Raw genomic sequence first — 15918 nt, forward strand, 5'->3', positions numbered from 1 at the left:
TATGCCGTATAAGACAGCCACAAACAACAACTTATTCTATTTTATGAAACACAAGGTTCCGCTTTTAATAAAATTAAAGATAGGTTAAGCTCAAATTCTAATAAAAACCAATTCTGCCCACCGAGGAGCAAACATGTCAGATTTATTAAGTAGCAAACCAGATACCCTACGTTCGGCACGTGAACTCTTCGGCATTGATAGCGACTTAATGGTCCCCGTCTTTAGCGAGCCTAATGAGTATGTGCCTGAAATTGATCCGGCCTATCGCTTTAATCCAGATGTTACCTTAGCTATTTTGGCGGGCTTTACACGCAATCGTCGGGTCATGGTGCAAGGACTACATGGCACCGGCAAATCAACCCATATTGAGCAAATTGCCGCCCGTCTTAATTGGCCTTGCTTACGGGTCAACTTAGACGGCCATATCAGCCGCCTAGACTTAGTTGGCAAAGATGCCATTGTGGTCAGAGAGGGAGTACAGGTCACCGAGTTCCAAGAAGGTATAGTGCCTTGGTCGTTACAGCGTCCTATAGCTTTAATTTTTGACGAGTACGATGCCGGCCGGCCTGACGTTATGTTTGTGATCCAGCGAATTTTAGAGCGCGATGGACACTTTTCGCTGCTTGATCAAAATAAAGTTATCCATCCTCACCCCTATTTCCGCCTGTTCGCCACCGCTAACACCGTTGGCTTAGGCAACCTATCTGGGATGTACCAAGGCACTCAAGTACTCAACCATGCACAAATTGACCGCTGGAATATTGTGGCCAAGCTAGATTATTTAAAACCAGAGGAAGAGGCAGCCATTGTGTTAGCCCGAGTGCCTGAAAAAAACACTGAGCAAGGTCGCAAATTGATTGATGCGATGGTGAGCGTAGCCGCTTTAACCCGCAAAGGCTTTGCTGTAGGCGATATTTCAACCTTAATGTCTCCCCGCACGGTGATCACCTGGGCTGAAAACTGCGAAATTTTTCATGATCCAGCGCTTGCCTTCCGCCTCTCTTTTTTAAACAAATGTGATGATAGTGAACGACAAATTGTCGCCGAATATTATCAACGCGCCTTTAATCAAGAACTTGATGAATCCTACGCCAGTGAGCAACTTGCACCATGACCCACACCAGCGCCCAACAACAAGCTCGGCGCCAACAGCAGGTCGAAGCGCTGTGTGCTGCCAGCATCCGTGCCATTAGTGGCTTACCTGAACTTAATTTTCGGGGCAAAGTACTGCATCTAGGTGAAGTACGATTGCCCTTGCATGCTCCCCATCATCGGATCGATACAGCAATATCAGCCTTTGATGACTGCCGCGCAGCAGCCGATGCTCTGGCGGTACGCTTACTGTTCACCGATGAGGCATTACATCGCCAACACTGCCCTAGCCCGCCGATTGCCCGACTGGTCTTTGAACTACTTGAACAATTACGCGTAGAAACCTTGGTACCAGAATCATTAACTGGAATCGCCAGTAATCTTAAGCAGCGCTTTATCCGCTGGTCGCAAGATTTTCACCGTTCTGGACATACCGAAGGCAGCACCGGAATTTTGCTATATACCGTCGCGCAAATGTGTTGGGCGAGACTCAATGCATGGCAAGTATTAGAAGAAACCGAAGACTTTATTGAAAGTACTCGTTTCTCTTTGGCGGCATTGATTGGTACCGCCTTAGCGGGTTTACGCCGCACTCGCCAGCAACAGGCTGACTTTATTCCCCACGCTCTGGCCATTGCCGAGCTTGTTAATCAGCTAATTGAAGCCCAGCGAGCAGCCCACGCTGCAGAAGACGCAGAAGCCAATGAAGAAGAGCAAGCTACGCAAAAAGGCTTTGCTTTACTACTTGATTTTGATCAAGGCGATGATGACGAAGGCTTTGCCAACGCCCGTAGCGGCACCAGTAAAGCCTTTGCTGAAAGCCAGCAGGGCTACGCGGTATTTACCACAGCCTATGACCGTGAATTGCATGCAGCTCAGTTAATGCGTCCCGCACTGCTTGATGAATATCGCGATCGCTTAGACCGAGGCATTGCCGAGCAAAATATCAATGTCCCACGCCTAGCGCGTCAATTAAGTGCTGTGCTAGCTAACCCACAGCGTGATGACTGGCTCTATGGTGAAGAAGAAGGTCGCATTGATGGGCGCCGCTTAGCACAATTAGTTAGCTCGCCTACTGAGCGCCGCCTATTTTATCAAGAACGTTATCAGCCAGTCGCTGACTGTGTGGTGAGCATCTTGCTTGATTGCTCTGGCTCTATGCGCCATCAAATTGAACCCGTGGCGATGCTTGCCGACTGCCTAATTCGCGCCTTAGATATGATTGGTGCTAGCAGTGAACTCTTAGGGTTTACTACCAATGCGTGGAATGGCGGTAAAGCGCATAAAGACTGGTTACGCCAAGGACGTCCTGTGTATCCAGGACGGTTGAATGAAGTCTGTCACTTTATTTTTAAAGAGGCAGACCGTGGTTGGCGCCGATCCCGCCGAGAAATTGCGGCCTTACTCAAGGGCGATTTATTTCGTGAAGGGATCGATGGAGAAGCCGTAGACTGGGCCTGTAATCGACTCTTGGCGCGCAGTGAAAACCGAAAAATCCTCATCGTGATTTCTGACGGTAGTCCAGCCGACAGTGCGACCAATCTCACTAACGATGCTTATTATTTAGATAATCATCTTAAAGAGGTACTTGCGCGCCGTGAACGACAGGCAGAAGTCGATATTTTAGGATTAGGTGTAGGCTTGGATTTGAGCCCATTTTATAGACACTGTATTGCTACCGATATGTCGCAAGTTTTAGATAACCACCTATTCGATGAAATTGTGCAGTTAATTAACCACCGTAAACGACGTTAAGCACCCGCAAATTTCCCCCTCGGTTGACCCAACCTAGCAATACCAGGAGCGTCTGTATGGCAAAAACCCACGTAGTCCACCAATTTGGCATGGGCACTTCCATTCGTAGTAGCAACTATACCGAAGCTTGTGCACGGGGCATTCGTGATGCGTTATGGCATAACTCACTGAATGTTGCCGAAGCTTTTGGTTTTCCACGTGAAGCCATGTTAATTGACGTTGAAATTGGCGTACAGCAACCCGAGCAGGTTGATGTAAGTGCCTTAGTCAAAATTTTCCCTTACGGCCAGCCTAGCATTCGCGTGGTTAAAGGCGGACTCGATATTGAAAAGCCCGATGGCAGCAGCAAAAGTGTAATCGCTAATGTGGCATTAATTGTGTCATTTGATATGGAGCCTGCATAATGAGCGAACAACGTATTATTTTAGAGATGGGCAGCAGTAACTCACTGTATGCACAAGACTATACCAAGGCGGCCTGCCGCGCAGTGCAAGATGCTTTACGGCATTCCTCTTTAGTACTTTTTTCTTCTCTAGGTTACGATCATCGTCAAATGCGCGTAGAGGTAACAATTGGGGTACAGCAACCTGAGCAAGTTGATACCCAAGTCGTGGCGGCAGAACTGCCCCGCGGCCGAGCAGAAGTTAAAGTCGTGCATGGTGGTTTAAACGTGCATGATCCAGCCAGTAATCATACCCATGTCATAGCCACTGCCGCAGTAGCTGCCTTTCTACCAATTCAGAGCGCAGCTTGGCGTTTATCTGAATCGGTTAATTAAGCCACGCGCTTGCGTGATCTCAGCGGTGTTTGTTCAAGATAAACACCGCTGCCAGTATTTAACTATCAAGCATCTGCTGGCTAACGCCAGCTATGATCAACGACAGTCCAATTAACAATAAAACTAAGCACACCAAGCGGCGCATCGCCTGTACCGAGAGTGGAGGTGCCCACCTTCGCCCTAGCCAAGTACCAATCACCACAGCAGGCAATGCCCAAGCAGTTAACAACACAATGTCAGTAGTCATCTGCCCTGTACTAATGACTAATCCAGTACGAGCGCCCGAAGCCAAACCAAATAACAGCAGTAATGTATGACGGATACAATTAATTGCTAATGGCTGCCGATAATAATGATAAATCAATGGCGGGCCGGCAATTTCAAATAATCCACCAAACAAACCCGAGACGCTGCCAAAGAGCGTAAAACTGCGCGGACTTGATATTTTTTGCTGATAGCGCGGCTTAATCAGTAAAGCCAAACCACCATAGACAATAACTACCCCTAGCAACATTTGCATCGCCACCGAAGCACTTACACTGAGGTAATTCAGCAGCCATACCCCAAGCACTAAACTTGGCAGTAGACCAAGCAATACTGCTAATACCGTTGGCCAATTCACGAAATGCAGACGCCCGGGCAAGGCAATGGCACAGTTGACTAAAGTCATTAGGCTGATAACTGCTACCACTGACGTCATCGGCAAAACCCCCATGCCTCCTACCAACCCCATCACTAACATGCCTAAGCCAAAACCCGTCACTGTTTGAAAATACCCAGCGAAGCCTGCAATCAGCAAAAAGACCCAAGGGACTTCAAAACTAACATTGATCAATTTGTTTCACCTTTACTCGGGGACAGCCCAGCTCTTAATAGCTTAACGACAACCCAATTAAAAACCCCCAGCATAGCTGGGGGTTTTAAGGATCAGTGTCACATGTTATTGCAAGACTGGCTTAAACGTAGTCTTTGTATTTTTCCAGCAAACGCACAGGTTTTTTCAGCGCATCGCGGCGGAATGGATCGCCTAGCTCACGCGTACACATTACCTCGATAATTGTGGTTTTACCCTCATTCATTTGCATGTTGATCGCTTTTTTCAACGCTGGTCCAACGTCTTCTAAGCGGTCAATTGTCATACCTTCGGCTCCCATCGAACGTGCGATTTCGGCAAAGCTTTGGTTTTCTAGCTCACCGGCAACAAAGCGGCGGTTATAGAACTCGACTTGGTTTTTCTTCTCAGCACCCCACTGACGGTTATGGAATACCACTACCGTAACTGGAATATCGTGACGCACTGCAGTCATGGTTTCCATTAAGCTCATACCCCAAGCACCATCACCTGTGTAAGCAATCGCAGGGCGATCAGGTGCTGCTACTTTCGCTCCCATAATCGTTGGGAAGGCATAACCACAGTTACCAAAACTCATAGGAGCAAAGAAACTACGTGGCTTTTCAAAGCGTAAGTAACTATGGGCAACGGCGTTAATATTACCGATATCGGTAGATACCATGACGTTTTCTGGCATCGCTTTTTCTAACTCGCGCAATACTTGACGTGGGTGCAAGTAGGAACCGCCAGAGAACGGTGTCTCATTTTTCGCTTCTTCGATTGCATCCAAGCTAAATGGATCCGTTTCATGGGTCCACTCATCTAATTCTTTCTCCCATGCCGCTTTCTCGCTAGCGATTAACTCGGCACGCTCTTCACGGTTAGCATCACAGGCTAGTTCACGACCTTTTAGGCGATCAACCAGTGCTACTGCAGCTTCTTTGGCATCACCACACACACCCACTGCAATTTTCTTCACCAGACCCAGCATTTTATGGTCAGCATCGATCTGAATAATCTTCGCATCTTTCGGCCAATAGTCCATGCCGTGCTGCGGTAGAGTACCGAATGGACCAAGACGTGTTCCTAAAGCCAAGACTACGTCTGCTTTAGCCATTAACTTCATACCTGCTTTAGAACCTTGGTAACCTAGTGGACCTGCCCATAAGGGGTGACTTGCAGGGAATGAGTCGTTATGTTGGTAGCTGTTCACTACGGGTGCACCAAGGCGCTCAGCTAGTGCTTTACACTCATCCACACCATCAGCCATCACCACACCACCCCCTGAAATAATGACAGGGAAACGTGCATTGGCTAACAACTCAGCTGCTTCATCCAAACTTTTAGTACCACCAGGACCACGATCTAAACGCGCTGGTTTTGGAATCTCAGCTTCAATTTCGCCATAGAAGTAGTCACGTGGAATGTTCAACTGAGTCGGACCAATTTCTGACATTGCGCGATCAAAGCAACGGCCAGTGAATTCAGCAATACGTGCTGGATGCGTCACATGACCTTGATACTTTACAAACTCTTGGAACATCGGCAGCTGATTACACTCTTGGAATCCACCTAAACCAATACCCGTTGTGCCCGTTTCTGGAGTAATAATTACTACTGGACTATGGGCCCAGAAAGCCGCAGCAATACCCGTCACACTGTTAGAAATACCTGGACCATTTTGGCCAATTAATACGCCGTGACGGCCTGAAACACGCGCATAACCATCCGCCATGTGGGCTGAGCCTTGCTCATGAACTACGGGAATTAAGCGGATACCTGCTGGTGCGAAAATATCCATCGCATCCATGAAAGCCGACCCCATAATACCGAACATTTCGGTCACGCCATTAGCCACCAGCGTTTCAACAAAAGCCTCTGAAGGCGTCATTTTTTGTTTGCCTTCAACTACTTGCCGTGTATCAGTTGCCTGACGAACATTTGAATTGTTTTTATTATTGCTCATGCGTTAACTCCAAGATAGCCACTGGGTTTATCGTAAGAAAATTCACTTTATCGCTCATTTCATTCCGAAAAACGGAACATGTATGCAATCTAGCCTGAACCGTAACGTCAGTCAACCGTAATTCTATAAAACAATACAAATTGCATTATTTTTTGAAATAAAACATAATTCTAAGCATTACGAGGACATCACTATGAGCAGTATAAAATCTGGTGAAAACCGCTTGGATGGTGGTACACCAACCCAGCGTTTATTAGCCTTATTAGAAGTTATTTCAGAAAAAGATCAATTTGTGACATTACAAGGACTGGTTGAAGAAACAGGCATCCCCAAACCCACTATGCATCGCATGCTGCAACAGCTAGAAAGCTCTGGCATGCTGCAGCGTGAAGCCGATGGCAGGCACTATAGCCGTGCCGTGCGCTTACGCCGCCTAGCAGAAAACTTACTTCTCAATGACACCATTGGTGGTGCACGACATGCCATTCTTAAGTCGTTAGTCGAAGAAATTGGTGAAACATGCAATATCACCGCGTTATCTGGCGGCGAAGTACTGTATCTGGATCGGGTAGAAACCCCTGCACCCTTACGTTTTTACTTACATCCAGGTTCTCGGGTCCCTGTGCACTGTTCTGCAAGTGGCAAACTCTTTTTAGCGCAAATGGCACCCGCCCAGCGTCGCCGTTTACTGGCCGATATTCCATTAAAGCAGTTTACTTACAATACCTTGACTGACCATCAGGCATTAGAGCAAGAAATCGAAACAGTTAAACAACAAGGCTATGCTTTTGATGATGAGGAATTTTTGCCAGGCCTGCTCTGCATTGCTGTGCTAGCAACTAACCCCAATGGCGTCTCTAATATTGGCGTTGCGATGCAAGCACCCATTATGCGTGTAAACCGCGAACAAGCACTGAGTTTCTTACCTGCACTCCAACGGGCAGCCGATGCTATCGCAGCCATCTGCCAAGAAGGCATGCCCAGCGATAAATAATGGCAACTCGATCGATACTCATAACGCTGCATAGTATCGATCGAAAATGATTGTTTAGAGGGTAAGGCGAGGTTAAACATTGTGTTAAAACGCCAAACCTACGGCCTACTTGGGCTTTTGTAAAATGAGCTGTACCACCTCTGCCAAGCCAGTATGCCCAGTACCTTCAATCACCTCACGCTGTATTTCTTGCCCTAAAATCACTTTAAAGCCTGGGAAGTCTTGTAATAACTCATCCAAACTAAACAGCATATCTAAGTTATTAGGACCACCAGTGCCACGCCCTAGCTGCTGCTTACTGTAGCCCTCTAGTAACAACACGCCACCAGGGCGCAAAGCCTTAGCTAATCGATGATGCAAGGTACGTCGCAACTGACTGGGTAAATGAGCAAAAATAGATACCACACTGGCAAAGTAATTAACCGCAGGCTGATACTCTGCTAAATCGGCCTGTACTGTAGTAATGATCACCTTTTTGCTCTTGGCTAAACGCTGCGCTTTAGCTAAACCTACCGCCGAACTATCAATACCCACTACCTCTAAGCCGTGCTGAGCTAAAAAAACTGCATTACGCCCTTCACCCTCTGCCACGCTTAATACCGGTCCAGTTAAATCAGTAATGTGCTGCTGCAAAAAAGTATTAGCCGTTTGCCCATATACATAAGCCTCGCCAGCATAGCGTTGATCCCACATAGCGCACCCCTATTGAGAATAAAAACTATTGACTAGGTTAATTGGAAAATTTTATAGCTGCAAAAAATAGCCCCTGAACAAAAAAAGAGTGTAAAAAACCTTTACATGGAAACGATAACGATTATCATTACCAGGGATTTTCTCCCACTTTTCGTGTAAAAAGGTTAGCTATGCACCCGCCCTATGTTCGCTTTTCGTTACTTACCCTCGCAATTACCGCCAACAGCTATGCCCTCGCGGCAAGCTCAGAACCTGAAACTTTGCAACTCAAAGAAACCGTAGTTACCGCTGCGGGATTTGAGCAACAAGTCAAAAATGCACCGGCCTCCATCAGTGTGATTAGTCAGCAAGACTTAGCTAAAAAATCTTATAAAGACGTTACTGATGCACTGAAGGATGTACCAGGCGTAGTGGTAACTGGCGGTGGCAGTAGCAGTGATATCAGTGTCCGTGGCATGGGAGCAAAGTACACCTTAATTTTAGTCGATGGACGTCGTCAGGATTCACGTTCAACCCGTCCCAACAGTGATGGCCCAGGAATTGAGCAAGGCTGGATTCCACCGATTGAAGCCATTGAGCGTATTGAAGTGGTACGCGGCCCCATGTCATCCCTGTATGGCTCAGATGCAATGGGTGGGGTTGTTAATATCATCACCAAGAAAACCAACCAAGAGTGGCGTGGCTCGCTACGCTCTGAATACACCGCCCAAGATACTTCGCGCTCTGGCAACTATCACCAAACCAACGCCTACCTGTCTGGCCCACTGGTTGATGGGGTACTGGGACTACAAGCCTATGCGCAAACTTCGCGCCGAGCAGAAGACAAGTTTAGCAACGGCTACAATCAGCAAAAAAACGATAGTTTAACCACCAAACTATCTTTTACCCCTAACGAGGCCCATCAGTTTGCCCTAGAAGTGGGCAAATCAGAGCAAGAACGTAATGCTCGCCTAGGCCGCAGCGCCACCCGCTCTAACTCACAAAATGACTATGATCGAAAACACCTAGCCATTACCCACCAAGGCAACTGGGAGGGCGGAGTCGCCAATACCTATTTGCAACAAGAAAAAATTGAAAACCCCAGTCGGGATATGGAAGTAAAAAATACCTTATTAGATAACCAAACCACGTTATTTTTTGATCAAAACATCACCACACTCGGTGCGCAATACAAGTACGAAGATCTACACGACGACGGCAATCAACTGGAAATGGCCCTAGATAAAAATCGTTTAACCCGCTGGTCTTGGGCACTCTTCGCCGAAAATGAATGGCAACTCCATGAGGATTTTGCTCTGACCACTGGCCTGCGTTTAGATCGCGACCAAAATTACGGCTCACACTGGTCTCCCCGAGTCTACGGCGTCTGGAACCCTGCTTCTCTTGAACAGTGGACCTTTAAAGGTGGGGTCTCTACCGGCTACCGCTCGCCAGATTTACGCTCGGCAGTTGATAACTGGGGACAAATTACCGGCGGCGGCGGTGATCCAGCCATTATTGTGGGTAACTCCAACTTAAAACCTGAAAAATCAGTAAGCACCGAGTTTGGTGCAGTGTGGGATAATTTAGACAATCTGAGTATTGGTGCGACGATTTTCCAAACTGACTTTAAAGACAAAATCACTGAAGAGCGACGCTGTACCGATGGTGATGGCTCAAAAGCCACTGGCGCCTGCAAAATAGGCAACACGTCTTATAAGTTTATTAGCGATCGAATGAACGTTGATAAAGCGCAAATGCGCGGCTTAGAAGCAACCCTTGATTGGTCAATCACCTCAGACTTAGCCTTAAGCTCAAGCTATACCTTTACCCACTCGAAACAAAAAAGTGGCAAATTTAAAGGTAAACCCTTAAACAAAATGCCCAAGCATATGATTAACTCCACCCTCGACTGGACTATGTCTGACCAACTCAATAGTTGGGCTAGAGTTAATTACCGCGGCAAAAGCTCTGAATATCAAGGCCGTACCACAATGAGTAAAGGCTCTCCTTCCTACACTTTTGTTGATTTTGGCGGCAACTATAAAATCAATAAAAATCTCACCTTAATGGCAGGTGTCTACAACGTCTTTAATAAGGTGGTGGACTATGAACGCTACGATGCCGTGTTAGATGGCCGCCGTTATACCGTTGGAGCTACTCTTTCGTTCTAAGCCTTGAATAAAAACCTTAAAACTGGCCCTGTTAACTCAGGGCCATTACACAGGAGACAACTTGCAGCTTAATGCTCATACTCAATAAAGCTTAAAAAGCGTTCCAATACTGAATTTGCTCGCCTACCTTGACGAGTAACTACCGCTAATGGCGTACTAAAATGCTTAGAACCTACATCTAATGCAGTTAAATCACCCCGCGCCACCCATTGCGAGGCGTAGTGGTCTGGCAAAAAACCAATATAAGTGCCAGTTAAGATTAAAAAAGCAATACCTTCACGATCAGTTGCAGTCGCAGTACAGGTAAGCATTTTATGCATAGCAATCGCATGCTCAGTCATTGGGTAACGTGGTACGACTGCATCAGCTTCTAGCAAATCCTTTTTAGTAATCTGTTTTTTGTGCGCCAGAGGGTGGTCTTTACTGCAGTACAGACTGGACTTTTCCTCATACAACTCATTGTATTCTAGCCCAGACAAAGTCGTGGTCCATGGAATCACTCCCACATGTAAGCGCCCATCAAACAGGCCTTTAGCAATTGCGCCGGGTGTACTCATGCTGACATTAATTTTAACTCCATCACTTTGCTCCTGCAGCTGGCTCAATGCTTTACTGATGATCATTTGAGGCTGAGTGACTAAGTTATTCACCATTCCAATATTCAGCTCACCTTTCAATTTTTTATTCAGCTGATTAATTTCAGAGCGAAAATCCTCAATTGAAGACAATAATGAACGCGTAGCTAATAACACCTCTGCCCCCTCATCCGTAAGGGCAAAACCGCTTCTCCCTCTTTGGCACAGCCGCAAGCCTAAACGCTTTTCTAAATCACTCATGTGTTGACTAATAGCTGACTTAGTAATGCCTAACGCACTTTCAGCAGCAGAAAATCCACCACTTTCTACAACCACCTTAAAGACACGCAGTAATCGCAGCTCAAAATCCGATACCTGATTAAGTACTTTTATTGTTTTCATTGTTTAGCCTTAACAAAACTATTGGTTAGTAAATCAGTATTTAACTCAACATTGATTCTGGGGCAACCTATCCTTTATACGGCTTTATGCACGCCTCCTACTGTGGAGGGATAGCTGATAACAATAAATCAACCGTTCAGAGCAACCATTTTTAACTCTACAGCCCATGGTTCTGCTTAAGCTACCTGAACTAAGTAACTAATATTCACGGTAACTGCCGTCTCAACAGCTGAGTTACGCTTAACACTATCTGGAGATCAAGCAAATGAAAATTCTGGTTCTTGGGGGAGGTGTCGCAGGTGTTTCAACTGCTTGGTATCTAGCCAAAACAGGGCATGAAGTCACTGTCATCGAACGTAATTCCTCAGTTGCCGATGAAGCAAGCTTTGGCAATGCTGGCATGCTGTCTTATGGCTATACCAACCCTTGGGCAGCACCTGGCATTCCACTTAAAGCCGTGAAATGGATGATGCAGGATTTAGCACCTATCTTAGTGAGCAGCAGCGCATTTAATCTGCGCACTGCCGCTTGGTTTTATCAAATGCTAGGCCAATGCACAGAGGCAGCCTATAGTCTTAATAAACGCCGCATGTTGAGAATTTCCGAATATAGCCGCCTCTGCTTAAATCAACTTACTGCCGACTTACAGCTAGATTTCGACCACCGTAATCAAGGCACTATCGAATTATTTCGCAGCCAAGAAAAGATGGATTCCATCGCCCCAGATTTGCGCTCATTAGAGGAGTGCGGTGTCGAGCATGAAGTAATTAGTCACGCTGAGTGCATTCAGCATGAACCTGCTCTAGCCAATGTCAGTGAAAAGTTTATTGGCGGCTTACGTTTCCCGATGGATGCCACCGGTGATTGCAAAAAGTTCACTGAAGCGCTTGCCCGGCACTGTACGGAAGCGGGGGTTGTGTTTGAACTAAATACTGACATTTTGTCTCTTGAGACTTCAGGACACAAAATCACAGGCGTACACACTTCAAAAGGTCTGTTTACCGCAGATAACTATGTGGTTTGTCTTGGCAGTTATTCACCACTCCTAGTGAATGCTTTGGGCTTTAAACTACCGGTTTATCCAATTAAGGGTTACTCACTGACCTTGCCGATATTAGATGAAACTAAAGCACCGCAATCCACTGTAATGGATGAAGACTACAAAGTAGCTGTTACCCGGTTTGATGATCGGATTCGCGTGGGAGGCACTGCAGAAATTGCCGATTTTGATCTCACATTACAGGAGAAGCGCCGTAAACCAGCTGAATTTGTGGTGAATGATTTGTTCCCTGGCGCAGGCGATTTAGCAAATGCCACTTTCTGGTGCGGTTTGCGCCCCATGACTCCTGATAGCGTGCCTGTAATCGGTGAAACTCCAATTAATAATCTGTTTATGAACACTGGCCATGGCACCTTAGGTTGGACGATGTCCCAAGGTTCTGCACGTTTAGTAGCCGACCTGATAAACCAACAAGCGCCCGAAATTGATAACGAAGGATTATCGATTTATCGCTATATAAAATAACTCTAATAATTTTTAAGGCTTCGCGTATGTCACTTAATATCATCCATTCAGATCAAGCACCTACAGCTATTGGCCCTTACTCACAAGCTATAAAAGTAGGGCAGTTGGTCTATTTGTCAGGGCAAACTCCACTCAACCCTATCACTATGCAAATGGTGACCGATTCATTTACTGCCCAAGCTATTCAAGTGTTTGAAAACGTCAAAGCAGTAACAGAAGCTGCAGGCGGCACACTCAGTCAAATCGCAAACTTAACGGTTTTACTCAGTGACACTGCACATATGTCATCCCTAAACCAAGTGATGGATGAGTATTTTACAGCACCATTTCCAACTCGTGCAGCCTACGCAGTTAAAGCCCTACCAATGAATGCCGACATCGAAGTAATTGCTGTATTGGCACTGGATAAGTGAGTACAATTTATGGCACGCCCTGCTATTGCTGAAATTAATTTAAACCATATTCAAGCCAATTTTGCACTGGCCTCCTCACTGGCTCCACAAGATCAAACGGTAGCTGTTATCAAAGCTGATGCCTATGGCCATGGGGCGATTGCAGTCGCTAAAGCGCTAGCTGATCAAGCGCCTATGTTTGCCGTGGCATGCATTGAAGAAGCATTAGAACTAAGAGCGGGGGGAATTACTCACCCTATCTTATTACTAGAGGGCTTTTTTGATTCCTGTGAGCTAGAAACAATAGCTAACCAAGGCTTTTCTACAGCCATCCATTGCTTGGAACAAGTTCAAGCATTAGCTAAGAGCCGCCTTGCTACTCCGTTAGAGGTATGGCTAAAAATTGATACAGGTATGCACCGCTTGGGCTTTTCTCCCCAGCAAGCGCTTGTTGCCTACCAGCAACTCGTATCCCTGCCGCAGGTTAAAAAAGTAGTAGTAATGTCACACTTTGCTAATGCTGATAATCATTTGGCCGAGTCTGTCACAGTGATAGATCAATTTGCGGCTTTACCCGCTGAACTATTACAGCCAGAGATTGAACTTAGCCTCGCCAACTCAGCAGGTATTTTAGCCCACGCAAACACCCGCAAAAACTGGCAACGCTCAGGCATTATGCTGTACGGTGCTTCGCCACTTAGTCAAGAAACCCCAGAGAGTGTGCAGCTGCAAGCTGCCATGACGTTAAAAAGCCAAATCATTGCAACGCGCTGGATTGAAGTAGGTGAGCAAGTGGGATATGGCGGGCGCTTTACTGCTAATCAGCGCACCAAAGTGGGCACAGTTGCCATGGGCTATGCTGATGGCTATCCGCGCCATGCGGCAACAGGCACCCCAGTATTGGTCAATGGCCAGCGTTCACAGATCATCGGACGGGTTTCAATGGACATGCTTACGATTGATCTAACTGACATAACTGATGCAGAAATAGGCAGCAAGGTGATCTTATGGGGCGAAGGCTTACCGGCTAACGAAGTCGCCACACACTGCAATACCATAGCTTACGATTTATTTACCGGTGTCAGCCGTAGAGTGCCACGACTCTACAAAAACTAAGAGCGGCTATTCGCTGTTCTTACCATCGGTTGTGGATACTTAGTTATCTGCAATCGATGGTTTTATGTCTTATTTAAACTGCTTTCGTAGTTGTATTCTGCCTATATTCCTACACGCACCTCATCGCGATGCTATGTAATTTGCGTCTTGCTCGCCCATGGACAGCAGTAACTCAATAGTTAAGAAAACCCTTACCTATAGATAACAACAGATGTATTTAACTTAACTTTCAATCTGTTAAAAATACCTTCGCTAACAATAAATATTAATAGAGGTGCCCTATGTCTGTATTTACTCCACTGTCTGTATTAGATCCCAGCAAAACAGCTGGACTCAGCCCAGAGCAGCTTGACGCATTCTGGATGCCTTATACCGCCAACCGTCAGTTTAAAGCTGACCCTCGTATGATTGTGGGCGCAGATGGCGCTTACTATACAAGTGCTGATGGACGTAAAATTTTTGATGGTCTATCCGGTATGTGGACCTGTGGTGCCGGTCATAATCGCCCAGAAATTACTGAGGCCGTAACCAAACAGTTACGCCAACTCGACTATGCCCCAGCCTTTCAACACGGGCACCCTAAAGCTTTTGAACTCGCTCACCGCATCCGTGAGCTGATGCCAAACGATTTAGATTATGTATTTTTTACTGGCTCCGGCTCCGAAAGTGCTGATACCTCCTTAAAAATTGCTCGCGCTTACTGGCGTAAAAAAGGCTTGCCCTCTAAAACTAAGCTAATTGGCCGTGCCAAAAGTTATCATGGTGTTAACTTTGGTGGCTTAAGTGTTGGTGGAATTGGCGGTAACCGTGCAATCTTTGGTTTAGGAGTTGACGCTGACCATTTGCGTCACACGCTCTTACCAGAAAATCAGTTTACTCGTGGTATGCCGGAAAAAGGTGTGGAGTGTGCTGAAGATTTATTAGAGCTAATTGCTTTACATGATGCCTCAAACATTGCCGCAGTTATTATTGAGCCCATGGCAGGCTCAGCCGGTGTATTGCCTCCCCCGGTAGGCTACTTAAAACGTTTACGCGAGATTTGTGATCAACACAATATTTTGCTGATTTTTGATGAAGTAATTACTGCTTTTGGCCGAGTTGGCTCTATGACTGCTGCCGAAGAGTTTGGCGTTGTGCCTGACATGATGAACGTTGCTAAGCAGCTAACCAACGGCGCTATTCCTATGGGTGCGGTCATTTCAAGCGCAGAAATTTATCAAACACTTATGGATCAAGGTGGCCCTAAATACATGGTCGAAATACCCCATGGTTACACCTACTCTGGGCATCCCGTCGCCTGCGCCGCTGCCTTAGCATCATTAGATATTTTAGAAAATGACCAGCTTATTCAGCGCTCAAAAGCCATGAGCCCTATTTTTGAGAATGCCTTACATAGCTTAAAGGGCACGCGCTACATCAGTGATATTCGTAACTACGGTTTAGCTGGAGCATTGCAAATTGAAAGCTACCCAGGAGAGCCCGCTCGTCGTCCCCATGAAATTGCCATGAAATGCTGGGAGAAAGGTTTCTACGTGCGTTATGGCGGTGACACCATCCAGCTTGGTTTGCCATTTACCGTTGAAGCAGAGGAAATTGATCGCGTTATCAATGCGATTGCTGACTCCATCAACGAACTTGATTAATT

14 protein-coding genes are annotated in these 15918 nt (G+C 46.3%); 10 read left to right on the plus strand and 4 right to left on the minus strand.

Annotated elements, in window-relative coordinates; genetic code table 11:
• Positions 1 to 133 precede the first annotated feature (133 nt).
• The 4 genes from AKN87_RS07785 to AKN87_RS07800 are packed head-to-tail and all read left to right on the plus strand — an operon-like array spanning position 134 to position 3625.
• Positions 134 to 1114 (plus strand): AAA family ATPase, encoded by a 981-nt coding sequence (locus AKN87_RS07785; RefSeq protein WP_053103052.1) that lies wholly within the window; start codon positions 134 to 136, stop codon positions 1112 to 1114.
• Positions 1111 to 2847 (plus strand): cobaltochelatase CobT-related protein, encoded by a 1737-nt coding sequence (locus AKN87_RS07790; RefSeq protein ID WP_053103053.1) that lies wholly within the window; start codon positions 1111 to 1113, stop codon positions 2845 to 2847. Before AKN87_RS07785 ends, AKN87_RS07790 begins: the two co-directional genes overlap by 4 nt.
• Before the next feature lie 56 nt (positions 2848 to 2903).
• Complete coding sequence (locus AKN87_RS07795) at positions 2904 to 3251, plus strand: Lin0512 family protein (RefSeq protein ID WP_053103054.1); 348 nt, start codon at positions 2904 to 2906, stop codon at positions 3249 to 3251.
• Complete coding sequence (locus AKN87_RS07800; RefSeq protein ID WP_053103055.1) at positions 3251 to 3625, plus strand: Lin0512 family protein; 375 nt, start codon at positions 3251 to 3253, stop codon at positions 3623 to 3625. The genes AKN87_RS07795 and AKN87_RS07800 overlap by 1 nt, the downstream gene beginning before the upstream one ends.
• Before the next feature lie 58 nt (positions 3626 to 3683).
• On the opposite strand, the gene AKN87_RS07805 is transcribed toward AKN87_RS07800, so the two are convergent.
• Entirely contained in the window at positions 3684 to 4460 is a 777-nt protein-coding gene (locus AKN87_RS07805; RefSeq protein WP_080995535.1) for a sulfite exporter TauE/SafE family protein, read from the minus strand.
• Positions 4461 to 4581: 121 nt separating this feature from the next.
• Entirely contained in the window at positions 4582 to 6423 is a 1842-nt protein-coding gene (xsc, locus tag AKN87_RS07810; protein WP_053103056.1) for a sulfoacetaldehyde acetyltransferase, read from the minus strand.
• Between the two features lie 193 nt (positions 6424 to 6616).
• Here xsc and AKN87_RS07815 point away from each other — a divergent pair, with 193 nt between their 5' ends.
• Positions 6617 to 7417 carry an IclR family transcriptional regulator gene (locus AKN87_RS07815; protein WP_053103057.1) on the plus strand — a complete coding sequence of 267 codons (801 nt, stop codon included), beginning with the start codon at positions 6617 to 6619 and terminating at the stop codon, positions 7415 to 7417.
• Positions 7418 to 7522: 105 nt separating this feature from the next.
• Here AKN87_RS07815 and AKN87_RS07820 read toward each other — a convergent pair whose 3' ends face one another.
• Positions 7523 to 8110 (minus strand): class I SAM-dependent methyltransferase, encoded by a 588-nt coding sequence (locus AKN87_RS07820; RefSeq protein ID WP_053103058.1) that lies wholly within the window; start codon positions 8108 to 8110, stop codon positions 7523 to 7525.
• Positions 8111 to 8280: 170 nt separating this feature from the next.
• Here AKN87_RS07820 and AKN87_RS07825 point away from each other — a divergent pair, with 170 nt between their 5' ends.
• Complete coding sequence (locus AKN87_RS07825) at positions 8281 to 10263, plus strand: ligand-gated channel protein (protein ID WP_053103059.1); 1983 nt, start codon at positions 8281 to 8283, stop codon at positions 10261 to 10263.
• A gap of 68 nt (positions 10264 to 10331) precedes the next feature.
• Here AKN87_RS07825 and AKN87_RS07830 read toward each other — a convergent pair whose 3' ends face one another.
• The gene (locus AKN87_RS07830; protein WP_053103060.1) at positions 10332 to 11240 is read right to left on the minus strand and encodes a LysR family transcriptional regulator; all 909 of its coding nucleotides are present in this window, start codon (positions 11238 to 11240) and stop codon (positions 10332 to 10334) included.
• Between the two features lie 265 nt (positions 11241 to 11505).
• Between AKN87_RS07830 and AKN87_RS07835 the strand changes: the two genes are divergently transcribed.
• From AKN87_RS07835 to AKN87_RS07850, 4 genes are all read left to right on the plus strand, one after another.
• The gene (locus AKN87_RS07835) at positions 11506 to 12765 is read left to right on the plus strand and encodes a D-amino acid dehydrogenase (RefSeq protein ID WP_053103061.1); all 1260 of its coding nucleotides are present in this window, start codon (positions 11506 to 11508) and stop codon (positions 12763 to 12765) included.
• A 26-nt stretch (positions 12766 to 12791) separates the two neighbouring features.
• Positions 12792 to 13178 carry a Rid family detoxifying hydrolase gene (locus AKN87_RS07840; RefSeq protein WP_053103062.1) on the plus strand — a complete coding sequence of 129 codons (387 nt, stop codon included), beginning with the start codon at positions 12792 to 12794 and terminating at the stop codon, positions 13176 to 13178.
• Between the two features lie 9 nt (positions 13179 to 13187).
• Positions 13188 to 14273: an alanine racemase gene (gene alr / locus AKN87_RS07845; protein ID WP_053103063.1), complete on the plus strand. Its 1086-nt coding sequence runs from the start codon at positions 13188 to 13190 to the stop codon at positions 14271 to 14273.
• A gap of 299 nt (positions 14274 to 14572) precedes the next feature.
• On the plus strand, positions 14573 to 15916 hold the full coding sequence (locus tag AKN87_RS07850; RefSeq protein WP_053103653.1) for an aspartate aminotransferase family protein: 1344 nt from the start codon (positions 14573 to 14575) through the stop codon (positions 15914 to 15916).
• Positions 15917 to 15918 lie beyond the last annotated feature (2 nt).

The organism is Thiopseudomonas alkaliphila (assembly GCF_001267175.1).
Lineage (GTDB): Bacteria > Pseudomonadota > Gammaproteobacteria > Pseudomonadales > Pseudomonadaceae > Oblitimonas > Oblitimonas alkaliphila.